13 protein-coding genes are annotated in these 18360 nt (G+C 39.5%); 8 read left to right on the forward strand and 5 right to left on the reverse strand.

The features are described 5' to 3' along the window. Positions 1–51 precede the first annotated feature (51 nt). Complete coding sequence (locus DV942_RS20975) at positions 52–1674, reverse strand: ABC-F family ATP-binding cassette domain-containing protein (RefSeq protein WP_145860761.1); 1623 nt, start codon at positions 1672–1674, stop codon at positions 52–54. Between the two features lie 377 nt (positions 1675–2051). On the opposite strand from DV942_RS20975, the gene DV942_RS20980 reads away from it, so the two are divergent. The 4 genes from DV942_RS20980 (at position 2052) to DV942_RS20995 (ending at position 5309) form a co-directional block, all read left to right on the forward strand. Beyond that, positions 2052–2735, forward strand: a complete 684-nt coding sequence (locus DV942_RS20980) for a hypothetical protein (protein WP_145860763.1) — start codon at positions 2052–2054, stop codon at positions 2733–2735. Between the two features lie 545 nt (positions 2736–3280). Further along, positions 3281–3841 carry a hypothetical protein gene (locus tag DV942_RS20985; protein ID WP_145860766.1) on the forward strand — a complete coding sequence of 187 codons (561 nt, stop codon included), beginning with the start codon at positions 3281–3283 and terminating at the stop codon, positions 3839–3841. Between the two features lie 249 nt (positions 3842–4090). Then, positions 4091–4666: a nitroreductase family protein gene (locus DV942_RS20990; RefSeq protein WP_145860768.1), complete on the forward strand. Its 576-nt coding sequence runs from the start codon at positions 4091–4093 to the stop codon at positions 4664–4666. 190 nt (positions 4667–4856) lie between these two features. Then, on the forward strand, positions 4857–5309 hold the full coding sequence (locus tag DV942_RS20995; protein WP_145860770.1) for a 3-oxoacyl-ACP synthase: 453 nt from the start codon (positions 4857–4859) through the stop codon (positions 5307–5309). 392 nt (positions 5310–5701) lie between these two features. On the opposite strand, the gene DV942_RS21000 is transcribed toward DV942_RS20995, so the two are convergent. The 3 genes from DV942_RS21000 to DV942_RS21010 form a co-directional block, all read right to left on the reverse strand. Then, positions 5702–6871, reverse strand: coding sequence for a DUF3298 and DUF4163 domain-containing protein (locus DV942_RS21000; protein WP_145860772.1), 1170 nt, complete (start codon positions 6869–6871; stop codon positions 5702–5704). Between the two features lie 89 nt (positions 6872–6960). Beyond that, positions 6961–7839 (reverse strand): polysaccharide deacetylase family protein, encoded by an 879-nt coding sequence (locus DV942_RS21005; RefSeq protein WP_145860773.1) that lies wholly within the window; start codon positions 7837–7839, stop codon positions 6961–6963. Between the two features lie 12 nt (positions 7840–7851). Next, on the reverse strand, positions 7852–8733 hold the full coding sequence (locus tag DV942_RS21010; RefSeq protein ID WP_145860775.1) for a polysaccharide deacetylase family protein: 882 nt from the start codon (positions 8731–8733) through the stop codon (positions 7852–7854). A gap of 176 nt (positions 8734–8909) precedes the next feature. On the opposite strand from DV942_RS21010, the gene DV942_RS21015 reads away from it, so the two are divergent. Continuing rightward, positions 8910–11417 carry a S9 family peptidase gene (locus DV942_RS21015; protein WP_145860778.1) on the forward strand — a complete coding sequence of 836 codons (2508 nt, stop codon included), beginning with the start codon at positions 8910–8912 and terminating at the stop codon, positions 11415–11417. Next, positions 11398–11796: a hypothetical protein gene (locus tag DV942_RS21020; RefSeq protein ID WP_145860780.1), complete on the forward strand. Its 399-nt coding sequence runs from the start codon at positions 11398–11400 to the stop codon at positions 11794–11796. The genes DV942_RS21015 and DV942_RS21020 overlap by 20 nt, the downstream gene beginning before the upstream one ends. Before the next feature lie 809 nt (positions 11797–12605). Here the strand turns inward: DV942_RS21020 and DV942_RS21025 are convergent. Then, positions 12606–13442 carry a M57 family metalloprotease gene (locus DV942_RS21025; RefSeq protein ID WP_145860783.1) on the reverse strand — a complete coding sequence of 279 codons (837 nt, stop codon included), beginning with the start codon at positions 13440–13442 and terminating at the stop codon, positions 12606–12608. 122 nt (positions 13443–13564) lie between these two features. Here DV942_RS21025 and DV942_RS21030 point away from each other — a divergent pair, with 122 nt between their 5' ends. Both DV942_RS21030 and DV942_RS21035 read left to right on the forward strand, forming a co-directional pair. Next, on the forward strand, positions 13565–16390 hold the full coding sequence (locus DV942_RS21030; protein ID WP_145860785.1) for a S8 family serine peptidase: 2826 nt from the start codon (positions 13565–13567) through the stop codon (positions 16388–16390). A 158-nt stretch (positions 16391–16548) separates the two neighbouring features. Then, positions 16549–18324 (forward strand): NPCBM/NEW2 domain-containing protein, encoded by a 1776-nt coding sequence (locus DV942_RS21035; RefSeq protein ID WP_145860788.1) that lies wholly within the window; start codon positions 16549–16551, stop codon positions 18322–18324. Positions 18325–18360 lie beyond the last annotated feature (36 nt).

An 18360-nucleotide genomic window follows, 5' to 3' on the forward strand; every position in this document is an offset into this window, starting at 1 on the left:
ATATAAAGAAAAAGAGTTTTGATATTATTTCAAAACTCTTTTTCGTTTTATTTACGAGTACATTTCTTCGCGGAGTTTCGCAACGTCCGCATTGTTAATGTATTCATCGTAAGTCATTAACTTATCAATAGTACCTTTTGGTGTAATTTCGATGATCCTATTGGCAACAGTTTCTGTCAACTGGTGATCTCGTGAGGTAAACAAAATCGTGCCTTTAAAATCTTTCATACCATTGTTTAAGGCCTCAATCGATTCTAAATCCAGGTGGTTGGTCGGCTCATCAAACATCAGTAAGTTGGCCTGTTGTAACATCATTCTCGAAAACATACAACGCATTTTCTCACCTCCTGATAATACTTTAACGTTTTTCAATACTTCTTCGCCCGAGAATAACATACGGCCTAAAAAGCTGCGAACAAATTGCTCATCAGCATCGGTACCAGAATACTCACGCAACCAGTCTACCAGGTTTTCGTCTTTACCAGCAAAATATTCAGTATTATCATTAGGGATATCTGCAGTGCTAATGGTAACGCCCCATTTAAATTCACCTTTATGATCGGTATCTCTACCCGTCAAAACATCGTAAAATGCGGCGGTAGCTAAACTGTTTTGAGATAAAACAGCAATTTTATCGCCCTTGTTTACCATAAAGGTAACTTTATCGAACAATATACCGTCATTTCCGCTTTTACCCAGGTTTTCTACCTGTAAAATCTGGTCGCCAGCCTCACGACCGGTATTGTTGAATATAATGGCCGGATATTTTCTGCTCGAGGCTTTAATTTCGGTGATATCAATCTTATCTAAAGCTTTCTTACGTGAAGTTGCCTGTTTAGATTTAGAAGCGTTGGCACTGAACCTGCGGATAAATTCCTGAAGCTCCTTCACCTTATCTTCCATTTTCTTGTTCTGGTCGCTGCGCTGTTTTAGGGCCAGCTGACTTGATTCGTACCAGAAAGTATAGTTACCGGTATAGATACTCATCTTAGCAAAGTCGATATCTACAATGTGCGTACAAACGGCGTCTAAAAAGTGCCTGTCGTGCGATACCACCAATACAATATTCTGATAATCAGCCAGGAAGTTTTCCAACCAGGCAATGGTTTCGATGTCCAAATCGTTGGTCGGCTCATCCAGTAACAAAATATCCGGGTTACCAAACAGGGCCTGTGCCAATAACACCCTTACTTTTTGTGTGTTATCCAGCTCCTTTAGCAATTTATAGTGATTATCTTCGGTAATACCCAAATTACTTAACATGGTTGCTGCGTTGCTTTCCATGTTCCAGCCATCCATTTCTGCAAAAAGATTTTCAAGCTCTCCGGCGCGTTCGCCATCCTTTTCAGAGAAATCTTCTTTCATATAAATGGCATCTTTCTCTTTCATGATGGCATAAAGTTCTTTATGACCGATCATTACGGTTTCCAATACCGAAAACTCATCAAATTCGTAGTGATTTTGTTTTAAAACCGCCATTCTTTCGCCTGGGGTAAAAGCTACGCTACCAGAGGTTTGACTCACTTCTCCTGATAAAATTTTAAGGAAAGTAGATTTACCTGCGCCGTTAGCCCCAATTACGCCATAGCAGTTGCCCTGGGTAAATTTGAGGTTAACATCTTCAAATAATGTGCGTTTGCCGTACCGTAACGATAAATTAGAAACTGAAATCATGCTATAATTGAAATAAGCCGCAAAGATACGCAAAAAGGTTGAGGGTAGGAAGGCATTTGCCTGTTGTAAAGTTTGAATGTTGTAAAGTTGAATGTTGTAATGTTGTAAAGTTAAAGGTTTGAATGTTGTAATGTTAGAAAGTTGAAATATTTCGGAAACGAAGGGTTCTGTTCTTTGTAGCCAGAAGCAGTCCCGTTATCCGCTTTACTGCGTTGCACTCCGTGTTCCCTGCTACCGGGTTTATTTTACAAAGGGGTAGAAGCTTTTCGCCAATGGCTTAAATCGCAAAGCCTCCAATTGAGAAGATTATAAATGTTTATTCGGTCTTTCTTGCGCTAATTTTAGTATTTTAGCAATACACACAAAATGAAGTCAATATGAATAAGTTAACCCTATTAGGCATAATGATGTCTAGCATGTCCGTCATGGCTTATGGCCAAAATTCCCGGTATAAATATAAAGTAGACTTTTATGGAGATACAACACTTGTTGATGAGCGGGATCATACCATAGGTAAGCAGAAGAAAGATTTTTTCGGCAATACCATTATAGTGGATAAAGATGGTAAAACCATTGCAAAGGAAAAAAAAGATTTCTTTGGCAATACGGTATTGGAAAATGAAGGTGGGAAAACCGTGGCTAAACAAAAAAAAGATTTTTCGGGCAATACCATTTTGGAAACTGAAAGCGGTGAGAGATTGGAGCCAAAACCATTAAATGGTTTAGTGCCGGGCGATGGGAAAACAGCAGTTAAGATCAGGGAAAAAAATGATATTTTTGGTAATACCATTATTGAAGATGAACATGGTGAGAAGATAAATGTATATAAAACTGATATCTCAGGGAACATAATAATAGAAGACGGTAATGGTAAAACCATAGGAAAGCATAAAAAGAATTTATTTGGAGAAACCATTGTTGAGGACGAGCATGGAAATGTGTTGGCAAAATACAAAGCAGATGTATTCGGCAATACGGTTATAGAAGATGTTAATGGTAAAAAAGTAGGTGTTTTTAAAACCGATATTTTCGGGAATAAAACTTTTGTTCCGGAACATTAAATTATTATTTTTAATAAGCTGTTTTAAAGTGGGGAATAAGTCATTCTTGCGCATGCGGGAACCACGAGGTGTTCAGCGAAGCTAATCTTAATGAACGCAGCATTTATATATTAAATAAGGTCTTCTGATAAATTATTGTAATCCTAAGGGATAATTTATTGTATAAAAATCAATATAAATGGACAGATGTTAAAGAAATTGAATGGTATCGAAGTATCATCATTTTCACCGCAGTCTCCGCCTGTACGGGCAGACCTGATCGTAAAGGCTGGAAGAAATCTTTTAAACCAAGTTTTAATAATTCGGTTGAAAAGATCTCTCCATTTCGCTTCGCTACAGTCGAGATGACGATTTTTTTAGGGGAGTCTGTCAATGTTAGCTTGTTGAAGGATCTGCTTTGAATCTCTTTAAGGCGTTTCGATACTTCGTCCAGCTCAGCACAGGCTAAGCTCAAAGTGACAAATTTGATTAAAATACAATTTATGATACAGTATCATGACAACTTATATGAATGTACTTTATCCTAAAATATTTATTTTAGCCTCATGCTAAATCAAACCTTACTCGAAACCATAAAAACCACCCTTCAAAAAAGTAAAGTAGCAAAATTAGCGGCCATCGCTTCAACTGATGGCTTTTCGGTAAAAGACCTCATCGATCTCAGTTTTTATCATGATCAACAGATCGGGTTTCGGGCGGCCTGGATTTTGGAGAATGTATTTGTTAACCATCAACAAAAGTTTTTACCTCATGCGTTCTATTTCCTGGAGCAATTTCCGAAACAGAACAACTTATCGGCGTTGAGGCATTACGTTAAGATTTTAGCCCTTATGACCAAAAGAAACGCTTCAACAGCCATCAAAAAAAATATTGACGATTATGATACTGACCATTTGGTGGAGGTTGTTTTTGCTCGGTTGATTGACGATCAGATTCCCGTTGCTGTTAAATCTCATTGTTTAAACATTTTGGCTAATCTAAATGTAAAACACAACTGGATTAAGGAGGAATTGTTGCAGACCATGGATTTTTTGGTAGACAAAGAGAGTATCGGCTTCTTTGCAAAGGTTAAACAGATCAGGAAACAGTTGGCAGTTCGCAGTTGACGGTTTTCAGTTGGCAGTTTTCAGTTGGCAGTTTTCAGTCGGCAGTTATCAATTTACTGTTACAAATTACCAATGACCAATGAACAATAAACCAATGACCAATGAACCAATGACCAATGAACCAATGACTAATCAACCATTACTAATTTTAGTTGATTCAAAGTTAAATCTTCAATATTTTAGCCCTAAACCTTACACCTTCAACCCTCAGCCTTATAAAATCTTTCAGCTTTTAGCTATTTTTACCAAATGAGTACTACATACGATATCATCTCAAAAGTTATAAAAGAACGGCGCAGTATTTTTCCTGCAAGCTATATCAAAAAAGAAATTCCGGTTGAAGTCATTAACCAGGTTTTAGAAGCGGCCAATTATGCACCCACACACAAGTTGACCCAGCCCTGGCGTTTTGTGGTGATCAGGAAGGCTGGCCTGGCGAGGCTAGGTGAGGAGCTTGGTAACCTATATAAAAAGGTGGTTTCTCCACAACAGTTTTTACAGAAAAAGTACGATAGTTTTGCTGAAAAAACGAGTCAGGCTGATTGTATTATTGCCATTAATATGAAACTAAGCGGTAAAATACCCGAGTGGGAAGAGTTGGCAGCGGTTTCCTGTGCGGTTCAGAACATGGCTTTAACCGCAGAGAGTTTGAAGGTTGGCGCTTACTGGAGTTCGCCGCCTTTGATTGATCATTTAGGCAGTTTTTTAGATCTGGGTGAAAACGAGAAATGCATCGGCTTATTTTACATGGGGTATCATAACGAAAAACCCTGGACACCAAACCGGACGCCCATGGAAGAAAAAGTGAGGTGGATTGAGGGGTAGTTTTTAGTCCTTAGTCTATAGTCCAAAGTCTGGAGTCTGCAGTCCTTAGTCTATGTTCATTAGTCCGGTTAATGATTTGATCGGTCATGGCTATTGTGCTGTGAACCATTTACCATTATCCCATCCCATCAACCATTTTACATCATCCATATTCCATTATCCATCCCCCATTATCCATTTTACATCATTTATGTCTGCTTTAAAATCTAAACTTTATCAGCTTTGTCTGACTTTTATCCAAAACAGGATCGAAAATATAGAATATTCGCTGCAACAGGCCAGGCAGGCATCGAATGATGACACCAAAAGCAGTGCTGGCGACAAATACGAAACTACGCGCGAAATGATGCAGCAGGAGATGGATCGCAACAATAAATTATTGTATGAAGCCGGTCAGCAGAAAATTGCTTTACAACAGATTGAAAATGTCGCATCAGATCGGTTGGTTAAAAACGGTAGTTTGGTAATCACCTCGGCAGGTAATTTTTATATCAGCATTAGCGCAGGGGAGTTGAATACGGACGGACAAAAATTCTTTGCTGTTTCTCAGGTATCGCCCATTGGCAGGTTTCTGATCGGAAAAGCTGTAAATGACAGTTTTAAGTTTAATGGTAAAGAATATATCGTAGAGGAGATACTTTGACAGTTTTCAGTTGGCGGTTGACAGTTTTCAGTTGGCGGTTTCCAGTTTTCAGTTGACAGTTTTCAATTCACAGTTAATCAGTTTAAACAATTAACCGGTTAATCAATAAATTCCCGCAGATTTAAAATGATTAACGCGGTTGACAGTTTTCAGTTGGCGGTTTCCAGTTTTCAGTTGGCAGTTTTCAATTCACAGTTAATCAGTTTAAACAATTAACCGACTAATCAATAAATTCCAGCAGATTAAAAATGATTAACGCGGTTGAAAGTTCGCAGTTGGCCATTTCCAGTGTTCATTTGGCAGTTTTCAATTCACAGTTAATTAGTTTAAACCATTAACCGATTAACCGTTTAGTGATGATTAACTGTTAGCCCGTAAATGGAAGCTGCAAACTACTTTATGCCCATACGCTTTGCAAAGGCTGGTACCAGATAAGTCCTTATATCCGAATAAGGAATAAATATTACAATTTGTCCTTGTGCATAACTGGCAACCTCATATGGATTGTACATAAAGGCAATGCCATTGGCATTAAAATAGAAGTTATTATTGGGTTTAATAAAATCATCAAAAAGAACGGTGCTTAATGCATCTTTTGCTTTGATATTATATTCCTTACGGAGATTGCGTTCTAAAATGCCTGACAAAACATTTGAATCTATCTTAATGATATCAGTTAGTGCCAATTGTTTTTTGTTCGGCACATCTAAACAGATCATGCTGCTGTTGTAATTTCCGTGTGCACCGCCAGTGTAAGTATCGGTAAGGAAATCAACCACAACATAACCATTATCATTGTAATTAACCGTTTGCTGACTATTGTCTGTATAATTCATCCAGGCCTCAAATTCACTTCCCCGGCCATCTTTTTGCTGTTCGGCAACCTCTGTTTTATAATCGCTGAAATAGGTAGCTGCCAGATTTTTGAAACCGGTTAAGCGATCGGCCTGTTCCAGACCGAAGATTTTTTTAAGTTCTGAATCAAGCCATTTGCTATTCTCATCATTGCTTTTGCTTTCAAGATATTGAAAACTGATTTCGGCAGTAGGAGATTTTGTCCGGTCAGCAAATGCTTTAACGGAGTCTCTGTAAATTCCGATGCTGAATGGATAACTACCTTCCGGATATTTTTCTGTTAAAGCTACCGGATATTTTTTTGTTTTATTACCACTTTCCCATATACCATCAAAACCCTTTCCATTCCATTTTAATTTTAAAAGTGGCGATTTTGAATCCTGATTAAAGTACGATTCGTAAAAATTGTACTCTGCCAGCACAATGCTATCCTTGCCGATTACCGTATCAGTTGAGAGATTAAGCCATGATCCATCATAATAATAGGTGCCACTCACTTCATCATGATCATCAACTCTTTGCAGATGCATAACTACCTTTTTACCTGCAATAGTACCTTCTAACCTTTTGTAAAAACTCTTTGGAAGCTCTTTTTTAGTCGCATTTATACCATCTGTGGTTGCATTATTGTTGTTCCCGTTTTTAGGGTTATTACAAGCCAGTGTTATCGCTAATCCAAAAAGAAGAAAAACAAAAGAATACTTCATAATGCAATGGTTAAAGGTTTTAATGCTGAGTTATCATCTGGAATATAATTCTTCCATCTTTTAACCCCGCAACGCTTAATTTTTAATCATTAACCGCTTTGCTTAGATTTTGTTTTATTAAAACTTTTGTTGATGCTATAGTAAAGGTTTTTTGCCGTGTATCTTCCCGGATCAATTATCCTCCTGATGGTGTAAAGCGGATAATTTTCATCTCTTGCTGTCGACAGGATAAAGGCTGCCTTAAATCCATGTTCCTTTAGCTTGTGCAGGGTAGATGATTTGTAAACACCATAAGGGAATGCAAAATATGCTACTTTTTTGCCTGTAATTTCTTCCAGTTTTTTTGTGGGTTCATCAATCTGGGTTTTCCAATCCCAATCAGTAAATTGTGCAAAATTTTTATGGTCGTAGGTATGGCTGGCAATGGTGTTTCCCTCATCAGACAGTTGTTTGATCTGCTCTTTGGTCATGTAATTGATCCGTCCTTTTCTGCCGATCGATACCGTCATGATAAAATAAACACCTTTAAAGCCATATTTTTTCAGCGTAGCATTGCCAACTGTAAATTGATCTTCATCCGTATCATCAAACGTGATCATGATGGGTTTTTCAGGTAACCTGGCACCATAAACCAGGTAATTATACAATTGATCAGGCAGAATAGAATGGTAGCCGCTATCGGCCAGCATTTTCATGTGTTCCCTGAATTTGTCGGGAGCAATGATATCATCATGTGCTCTTTTGCTGTCGCTGGCGATATTGTTTCTGATCTGGTGATAACACAGAACGGGCACCTCTCTGCGTGCCATAATGGTTTTGTTATCGGCAGGTTTGGAATTTGTAGAATCTATTTTAACCGTTGCTGTAGCATTTGTAACCGCTACTTTTTCTTTTGAAGCCTTTGACGGCTGGCAAGACGTTAAAAGTAGCGAAGAAACTGAAGCATAGAGCAGAGCACTTTTGATCATGACTATATTGATTTAAAAGCTATTCTTAATGCTGTTGCTTAAGGTTTTTGGCGACCAGTAGCCACTGGCAATAATCCGGCGGATGGTAAACAACGGATCTTTTTCATCACGTTTGGTTGATAACTGGAAGGCCATTCTGAAACCGCGTTTTTTTAACTCAGGAATGCCTTCTGCATTCCATAAACCAAACGGATAAGCAAATTCGGTCATTTTCTTGCCTGTAATCTCCTCCAGTTTTTTGGTTGGTTTGTCTAGTTGCTCTTCCCAATCCTTGCCCGCGTATTTTTTGAAGTTTTTATGGTCGTAAGTATGGCTGCCGATCACATTTCCTTCGTCAGACAGTTGTTTAATCTGCTCTTTCGTCATGTAATCTACAAACTTGCCTTTTCTGCCGATTGAAACGGTCATGATGAAATAAACTGCTTTATAACCCAGTTTTTCTAACGTTGGGCGCACAACGGTAAATTGGTCCATGTCAGTATCATCAAAAGTTAACATAATGGGTTTGCTTGGTAATGGAGCACCGGTATTGAGGTAAGCATAAAGCTGATCGGGTAAAATGGTATGATAACCGCTATCGGCCAGCATTTTCATCTGGTCTTTAAAATTCTGGATTTCTACAATATAGTCTTTGCCTACCTTGCCATCAGTTGGTTTCCAGTTTCTTACCTGGTGGTAACATAAAATCGGGACTTGTTTTCTGGCCAGGATGGTTTTAGCATCAGCCACTTTTATTTTTGAAACATCAATGGCAGCAGCGTTGGAATTTTCGCTGGTTTGTGTTGTTTTCCCAGTTGAATCGTTTCCTGTAGAACTGTCTGTTTGTGATTTAGATTGGCAGCTGGCAAATAAAATTGCACCGGCTGTTATTAAGGTTAAAAAGCTGTATTTCATTGTTAGTGTATATGGGTACAAAACTATAAAATCCCTCAATTATTTATCTATCAAAATAAATTGTGTTAATAATTAATTTGAGTGGTAAGAAATTATACTAACTATCGCATTTATTACATATCAAAGCCTGCTTAATATCCTTTAATTAAATAATTTAGCAACTCAAACAAATTTTAATGAAGAAACTCTACAAATTTCTGCTGGGCGCGCAGTTTTTATCCTTAACTGTTGCTGCACAAAATAAAACATTTACCCTAACCGAAAATATTCAACCACAGCCTAAGGCAAATTATCAGCTCGCTTCGCGGTTTTCGCCAAATAAGCTGAAAAAGATGGTGTATTCCACAGCTGTAGATCCGCATTGGTTAAAATTGAGTAACCGTTTCTGGTATACTTTCGAAAGTCCGAAAGGAAAATTCTGGTATTTGGTAGATCCTGCTGCGAAAAGCAAAAAATTAATGTTTGATAATGCTAAACTTGCTTCAGATATTACGCTGATTGTTCGCGATCCGTTTGATGCCGAACACTTACCCCTGGAAAACTTAAAATTTGCCGCCGACGAAAAAAGTATTTCTTTCGAAATCAAGAGCACGGTTGAAGAACTAAAAAAAGATAGAAAGGATAAAAAAGCAGCAGATTCTATGCAGAAGAAAATATTTTCTTTCAAATATGAACTGGCCAGTGCAAAATTAACCGAGGTGCCAAATTTCAGTAAACCCAAGCCTAAACCATCATGGGGCTCGGTAGCACCCGATTCTTCAGCCATTATCTTTTCCCGCAATTACAATCTGTATTGGATGGATAAAGACAACTACAAAAAAGCAGTTAATAATGAAGAGGATAGTACCATTGTGGAGCATCAGCTTACCAAAGATGGGGTAAAATTTTACTCTTATGGAAGTGACGGCGATGGCGAGAACAATGTGGAGAACGAAAAAAACAATAAGAAACGCCGCGGCGCTTATGTGCTCTGGTCGCCAAATTCTAAATATTTTGTGTTAGACCGCACCGATTCGCGTAAGGTAAAAGACCTTTGGGTAATCAACAGCGTTACACCTGGCCGCCCCACTTTAGAAACTTATAAATACCAGATGCCCGGAGAATCCGAAGCTCCTCAGGATGAAATTTTATTGTTCGATTTTGCAGCAAAAGCTTATAAAAAACTAAATGTATCTGCATTTAAAGATCAAAGTGTATCCATTTGGAGCAAACCGGCTTTAAATAAAGACCGTGATAACGAATTTCGTCCATCTATCTGGTTAGGTAACAATAACAGGTTCTATTTTTCGCGTACCAGCCGCGATTTAAAACGTATCGATATCGGTACTGTTGATATTGCCACAGGCAAGGTTACCCCATTAATTGATGAACGCTTTAATACCTACGTTGAAGTGAACCGCCCGGGTTTGGTTAATGATGGTAAAGAGCTGATTCATTGGAGTGAACGTGATGGTTGGGCACATTTTTACCTTTTTGATGAAAATGGTAAGCTGAAAAATCAGATTACCAAAGGTGCTTTCCACTGTGAAAGTATTGTTAATATCGATGAGAAAAAACGCATACTGTATTTTACGGCCAATGGTAGGGAAGGCAAAGAAGATCCTTATTACTTACATTTATACAGCATCAATTTCGATGGTTCGAATATGAAATTATTAAATGCCGGTGACTTTGATCACCTGGCGAATATGAATGATAACAACACTTTTTTTGTAGATAACTATTCGAGAGTAAATACAGCACCAAAAGCGACGCTTTATGATGGAACGGGCAAAAAAGTAATGGATCTGGAAACAGCCGATCTTTCATTGCTCATGGCAGCGGGCTACAAATTTCCTGAGCCTTTTAAAGTAAAAGCGGATGACGGGATAACTGATCTGTATGGCGTTATGTATAAACCTTTCGATTTTGATCCCAATAAAAAGTATCCAATCATTGAATATGTTTACCCGGGGCCACAAACCGAAGCGGTAAATAAAGCTTTCAGCAAAAGTATGGACCGCACTGAACGTTTGGCTCAATTTGGTTACATCGTAATTACGGTAGGCAACCGTGGCGGAAATCCTTCACGTTCTAAATGGTACCATACTTATGGTTATGGAAACCTGCGCGATTATGGTTTAGCGGATAAAAAAACAGCTGTTGAGCAACTGGCTGCCAAATATTCGTTTATCGACGAATCTAAGGTGGGTATTACCGGTCACTCCGGTGGTGGTTTTATGTCTACCGCGGCCATGCTGGTGTATCCCGATTTCTTTAAGGCGGCGGTTTCAAATGCCGGAAATCATGATAACAGCATTTACAACCGCTGGTGGAGCGAAAAACACCATGGTGTTAAGGAAACCATCTCTTTAAAAGGCGATACATCATTTAAATACAGCATTGATAAAAATCCTGATCTGGCAAAAAACCTGAAAGGACATTTGTTATTGATGCATGGTGATGTAGATAACAATGTGCACCCGGCAAACTCTATCCGGGTAGCCAATGCGTTAATGAAAGCAGGTAAACGGTTCGATTTCCTGATTATTCCGGGGCAGCGCCATGGTTTTGGAGATATGACAGAATATGCTTTCTGGAAACTGGCCGATCATTTCAATAAATATTTAATTGGCGATTTTTCTGAACCGAGCGATGTTGATCTGGTAGAAATGGATCGGGATATTGAGCAGAACGGAAAGTAATTTAACCGCAGATGAAAAGGATAAACACAGATCAGGATTGTTAGCTGTGTTAAGATCCTTTGTCGGACTTAATAATAAAGCCGTGGTTCGTGTCCTCATGAACCTGGTTATTTTATTAATTGGTGATGCCCTTTGCCGTGGTTCGTGTCTTCACGAACCACTCATCCATGCATCTTTTGCAATGATTCGTATCATCACGGACCATTTGTTTTTAAACATTGTTGTTTTTCGGAAAGCAGGCTTGGGTGGTTCTTGGGCTATTCCAGTCCTGCTATTGCCCATAGTCCCGATAGGAATCTTTTTATATACAATTTTATTTAAAATCGGGAGCTATCTGGCGCTATCAGGTTTACCTCATTTGGGCTTGTGTTTCAAATGAGACTGTTCAACCGCGAAGTTTTTCTCCTTCTTTCGCCAAGGTTCTTGTCCTCACGAACGTAGTTATTTTAGTAATTGGTGATGCCCTTTGCCGTGGTTCGTGTCTTCACGAACCACTCATCCATTAAATGATTATCTTAGAAATCAGCATCTTTTGCAATGATTCGTATCATCACGGACCATTTGTTTTTAAACATTGTTGTTTTTCGGAAAGCAGGCTTGGGTGGTTCTTGGGCTATTCCGGTCCTGCTATTGCCCATAGTCCCGATAGGAATCTTTTTATATACAATTTTTATTTAAAATCGGGAGCTATCTGGCGCTATCAGGTTTACCTCATTTGGGCTTGTGTTTCAAATGGGACTGTTCAACCGCGAAGTTTTTCTCCTTCTTTCGCCAAGGTTCGTGTCCTCACGAACCTTATTATTTTTATAATTGGTTAATATCCAAAATAGGCTACTATGTAGCCTTACCCCGCCGTGGTTCGTGTCTTCACGAACCGTTATTACCGCTGCACAGCCAGGCGGCTTTTCTACTTCAAAAATGAAATGCTGCCCTGGCCACTTAGCCCCGGTTGAAGCGATACCCTGCAGCAACGAGGTACGAGGCAGCGAAGCGTATAAGCGTAAAACGGGAAGAAACTAACTGTTTTGCATTGGCTGCGCGCTCCAAATCCAACGTTACCAAAACCTGACTTTTGGAGCGTCTGTTCCGTAAACTTTCGATCATCTTTAATTTTAAATAAAAAAAGCCTCCCGATTGATCAAATCGGAAGGCTTTTTTAGGTTTTAAGATAATCCTGGTTTTTTGATCTTATTTGTAAAGGTAATTTAAGGCAATGACATCATTTGCGTTGAAAGTACGGTTGCCGCCGTTTGAACAGGCCAGCATGAATGATGCTGCATCCGGATTAGCAGGCGTTCCCGGTATTCTTACCGCACCAACATTTGATGCGCCTTCATTGCCGGCACCACTCGAACCACAGCTAAAGGCACGGTTCATGTAATCGGTATGACGGAAACCGATGCAATGGCCAACCTCATGCTGAATTACAGAAGCCAGGTACAATAAATTAGGGTTTGAACCATAGGCTGCTGAATTGGTGTTCATTCTGATCTGATTAAATGGCTGGCCTGATGAAGTCGGGAAACCGGCAGAGCCTAAGGTAATAAAACCACCGCTCGGACCTTCGTTAAAACCTACAACATTAATGTTTCCGGTTGTACCGGCACTGGCTCTTTGGAAAGTGATGCGTAAACCCAGCGAGTTGTATCTCGAAATCATGGTGTTCACCGCATCGCTATATACCTGAGGCAGGTTGGTTACCGATACCGTAATTACACGTGGCAACGATTTTACAATGTTTGTGGTTCTGTACTGTTCTGTTTCGGCGATATTTAGATTGGCCCCTGTAGAAGGCTCAGCTAAATTGTCGTCGGTTAAAAGAATATCTCCCTCTACCAGATAACCTTCATCTGTTTTACGGATATTGTCAGTACTGAAACCGAGTGATTTGATCTGTGATAATTTGCTTGCAGAAATTTCGCTCTTATTTTCTACGGCATTTTCTGTATTATTACTCTTACAAGAGTATAAGTTTGTGAGTAGAATGCAGGCGGCTGCAATTGATAAAACGTTGGTTGTTTTCATCTTAGTTAGAATAAAATTAGTTTAGGTTGAATAAGTTAGTTAATAATATTTGCGGATTACCTTATAAATCCTAATTTAGGGAAGATATATCATGTAACCAAAATTTTATAATAAAATATTTTTTGAAAGTCATTACTGTATTTTTAGTTTTATGTTTTTGTCTGTCTGTTTTTAGTTTAAACGCACAGATACAACCTGGTGGAATAGATAAAAAAAATGAAAAATATATTTCAAAAACGGGTAGTGTTACAAAATTAAGTGATGATCAGTCTATTTTGGTAAGATTTAAACAGGTGTTAACAGCTGAAGAAATTCAGCGGTTAAAGCCCCAAAAAATCCTCTCTGGCGATCATTTTATCGTCGAAAAATCGAGTGTTTCTAACTTTTCCAACAGTATCATTGATCAGGAACAAGCTAACGGGCTCTGGAAAGTTAGTAACAGACTGATGAAAGTGCTCAATAAAAGCAGTAAAAAGAATGATTCTATTCTGGTTCGGTTAGCCTTTAAAAATGTAAATCCGCTACCAGTGGCGCTGGCAGGTGTAAAAATAAAATCAATCGATAACATCAATCACATCTGTACAGCTTACTTCTCGCCAAAAGATTTAATGTTTTTGCTGGAGCTTGGTGATCTCTTATATGCAGATGTTTTGCCTGTAGCCAAGGAGGAGGTTGTAATCAACGGTCTCGACCTTAGCCTTAACCAGATCTCTAACGCCCGAAACCTTTATCCTGATATCGATGGTGTTGGTATAAATGTGTCCTTTAAAGAAGGAATGTATGATGCTGCTGATCTTGACTTAATGGGGAGAACCGTTGTGGGAGCCACTATTGGTAAAACGCCAACTACCCATGCTACCATTATGGCTACCCTGGCTTTGGGGAATGGTAATTCCTTTATCCGTGGACTCGGTGCAGCACCAAAGGCCAGACTGGCCTATTCTGATTTTACGAATTTAATGCCTGATCTGGCTACCGATTTAAACAAGCTTCGGGTTAATGTTCAAAATCATTCTTATGGGACCGATATCGATAACGATTATGGAATGGAGGCTGCGGCATACGATAAACAGATTTTTGAAACCGACACCTTGATCCATGTTTTCTCGGCTGGAAATAAAGGTACTGCCACACCATCTGCAGGGTTTTATCAGGGTATAGCAGCCCGCGCCAACTTAACCGGCAATTTCAAGCAGGCCAAAAATTTATTGGTGATAGGAGGGATTAACAGAGAAAATATGGCTGAAAACCTGAGCAGCAAGGGGCCTGCTTACGATGGACGTGTAAAACCTGAATTGGTTGCCCTGGGCGAAGACGGAACATCGGGGGCTGCAGCCATTACCAGTGGATCTGTTGCTTTGGTAGAACAGTTTTATCAGCAGAAATATAAAAAAGCGGCATCTGCTTCGCTCATCAGGGCAACCTTAATCAATTCTGCTGATGATTTAGGTACTGCACAGGTCGATTTTGTGTATGGTTACGGAAAATTAAATGTGAGCCAGTCGTTAAAAACCCTAGATGAAAACAGGGCATCACTATATCAGGTAGCCAAAAACCAGGATTTAATGATCCCCTTAACTATTCCCGCTAATGTGGAGGAAGTAAAGCTGACCATCGCCTGGAATGATCCTCCTGCTATTGTAAATGCTGCACAAAGCCTGGTTAATGGATTGGATTTAAGCCTGGAAACACCCGCAGGGAATTTGATGCTGCCCTGGGTATTAAGCAGCTTTCCTCATTTAGATTCCCTTTCAAAACCAGCGGTGCGTAAGGCCGATCTTCTCAATAACGTTCAACAGGTTACGCTCAATCAACCATCCGCTGGTACTTATACTATTCATGTTAAAGGTGATCGGATTAAACAGGGCAATAGTCAACCTTTCGCATTGGCTTATCGTTACACATTCAAGAATGATTTTTCCTTTGTTAGTCCTGTGAAAAACGAATATTTTTTTGCTAATGAAGATAACTATATCCGATGGGAAAATACATATACGAGTAAAACAGGAAACCTGTCAGTTAGCTATGACGAAGGTAATACCTGGAAATCTATTGCCGCCGGTGTTGATTTAAGTAAAGGATTTTACCACTGGATTCCACCAAACCTGTTTGTTAAAGCCATGATAAAAATGGAAGTGGAAGGTAAGGAAATATTGAGTCAACCCTTTGTTATTTCAAGTCCGAGGGTATTAAAAGTTGGCTATGCTTGCAAAGATGGTCTGGTACTCAGCTGGAATGCACAGCCCGGAGCAAAGGACTATACATTGTATAATATCACAGATAATATCCTTTCGCCGGTTTTAACGCTTGCTGATACCATAGTTAAGCTGGATGCCGGCAAAATCAATAGTAATTACTTTGCCGTGGCGGCAAATGGTGTAGGTTTTACGGGTTTAAAAAGTTATACCATCGATTATACCCAACAGGGCATTGCCTGTTACGTGAGAAATTTGTTTGCTTCGTTAACCGATGATAAACGGGTAAAAATTGAACTGAGTGTGGGTACCACTTTGGATATAAAGAACATCATCTGGGAAAAACAGACCGGACCAAATACTTTTAGTGTTTTACAGCAAACCAGGCCCGTTTCAAACCAGCTGGATTATACGGTTTTTGATGATAAGCCAAAAACCGGAATCCAGTTTTACCGCGTTACGTTCGAAACGGCCAACGGTCAGGTAAAGAGCGATCTCGTATCGGTAGTGTACCTGAAAGAGAATGAATTTTCATTCTTTCCTAATCCGGTATCTGATTATTTAACGATTCTGAGCGGATCATTTGAAGATTACAGCCTGTCTATCTTTAACATGTTAGGTCAGAAAGTTTTCGAAGAAAAAGCCACCAGTTCGAATAAATTTGCACTTAATGCTTTATCAACAGGGGTGTATGTGGGTGTGATCAATAAAAATGGGCAACAACTGAAAAAATTTAAGCTGATTAAGAAGTAATTAAGGGTAAAACTTGTTTTCGGTCAAACCCTAATAATCCGCATGTAAAAAATTAAGAAGAGCCACGCTAAGTCGTTAGGCAATAGGGGTAAAATCTTAGCCGAAATGGGTGCTGATATTTTTTACTACATTAGCGATAAACCAAATCAACTTTATTAATGACTCTCCAAATCAAATCAGTAATAATTGTAGTTCTTTCCTGCTTCCTTGCCATTAATGGCTATTCGCAGTTACCTCAAACCGCTCAAAGTATAATATCGGCTTCAAAAAATATAATTAAAAATTATAACAAGGACACACCGAAAGCCAATAATGTAGTTAAGGTGGTGTATTTTTATGGAAAAGGCCAAAAGCTATCCGCTAACTGGGAAGAGCGCTTAAACCGCGTATTGAGCGCTGTGAGTGATTTTTACAGAGACGAGTTCCAGCGTTATGGAATAAAATCTGATGGCGTAAACTTTGAGAAATCAGGGAATAAATATATGCTCACTGCAGTTGAAGGAGATTTCGATTCAAAGAGCTATAATGTCAATTCCGCTAATCAGCTGCAGGCGGAAATATCGAACAAAGGAGGTGGCAAAATTGATTTTTACAAAGATCATGTGCTGATCATAACTGGGTTATATTATTGGAAAGATAGTACAACCTATGTTTTTGACTCGCCCTATATGGGCATTGGTTCATCAGTTAACGGAGTAAGCTTTGCCGCCGATTGCCCACTGCTCGATCCAAAGTTACTAACGGATAAGGTGAACCGGATTAAGTACGCTGAACCAGGCAGGGCCGACAGGGAGTGCAGTGTAGCAGAGTTTAACAGCTGGTATATAGGGGGTATTGCTCACGAAATGGGGCACATGTTTGGCCTGCATCACGATTTTGGTCATCCATCCGAATTGAAGCCCTCATCAATATCCTTAATGGGAGAGTATGGAAGCCGCCATTTTAAAGGAAGCGTTTGGGGCGATACCCAGACTTCTTATATTTCAGCCGCCGGAATATTGCAGCTGCTCAGTCACCCCGTGTTTACCGGATATGCTAAATACAATAAGACTGATACACAACTGTCGTTAAATAACATTTCTTGCAGCTATACCGACAATGGCATCCTATTGAAAGCCGGTATTGCCGGTAATTTAACCCCTTACGCCCTTTCAGTGCTGATTAGTCCTTTGAATGAAACAGAATATTTCAATGAAAGTACTATTTACCCTGTTAACAGTACTGGATCGATCGCTGTACCGTTAACAAAATGGAAAGAAGGGAACTACCGGATGTATTTGATCTTTATGCTCCCTAATGGGATGGTGTATCCTTTTTACAAACTTTTTATGGTGGGGCATAACCATGCAGAGGTGATGGAAATTCCAACAGGAGAGGCATTAAATGTCAAAGAACTTTATAACCGGTTATCCGTAATGGAGAAGACCAGGGAAATAAAGAAAAAGCTTAGCATACTTGAAAGTGTGATTAATCCCATCCCGCCTGTCGATCCTGCAACGTATAAAGGAGATAGTCTTTACCTTTCAGACGCGAAGTGGGAGCTTGCCAGCGTGGGTTGGGAAAAAGCTGCACGTAATTATTTTACTGCCGAGTCGGAATACGTTTTTTTTCTTGCTAACCAGGGTCAGATTTATGAAAAGGGATTATTTGCGCATTCACCGTCTGTTTATTCGTTCCTGTTAAATAAAAAATGGACAAGGTTTTCCGCTATTGTAGGTTTGAGAGATTATGCCCACCAGCAAGGCTCGGCAAGATTTACCATTATTGGCGATGGTAAAGAGCTTTACCGGTCGCCGGCGTTAAGAGTTGGAGAGCAGAGCCGGATAGATATCAGCATTGAGAATATAAATAAAATCGAGCTGCGCGCCGAAGGAACAGAAGGGCATAACCACAATTCATGGGCCATCTGGCTTAATCCACTGCTTAAGCGGTAAGCGGTTATTGCTGATTCACCAAACAAATCGGGATTC

It is taken from the genome of Pedobacter suwonensis (assembly GCF_007833675.1).
Classification (GTDB): Bacteria; Bacteroidota; Bacteroidia; order Sphingobacteriales; family Sphingobacteriaceae; genus Pedobacter; species Pedobacter suwonensis.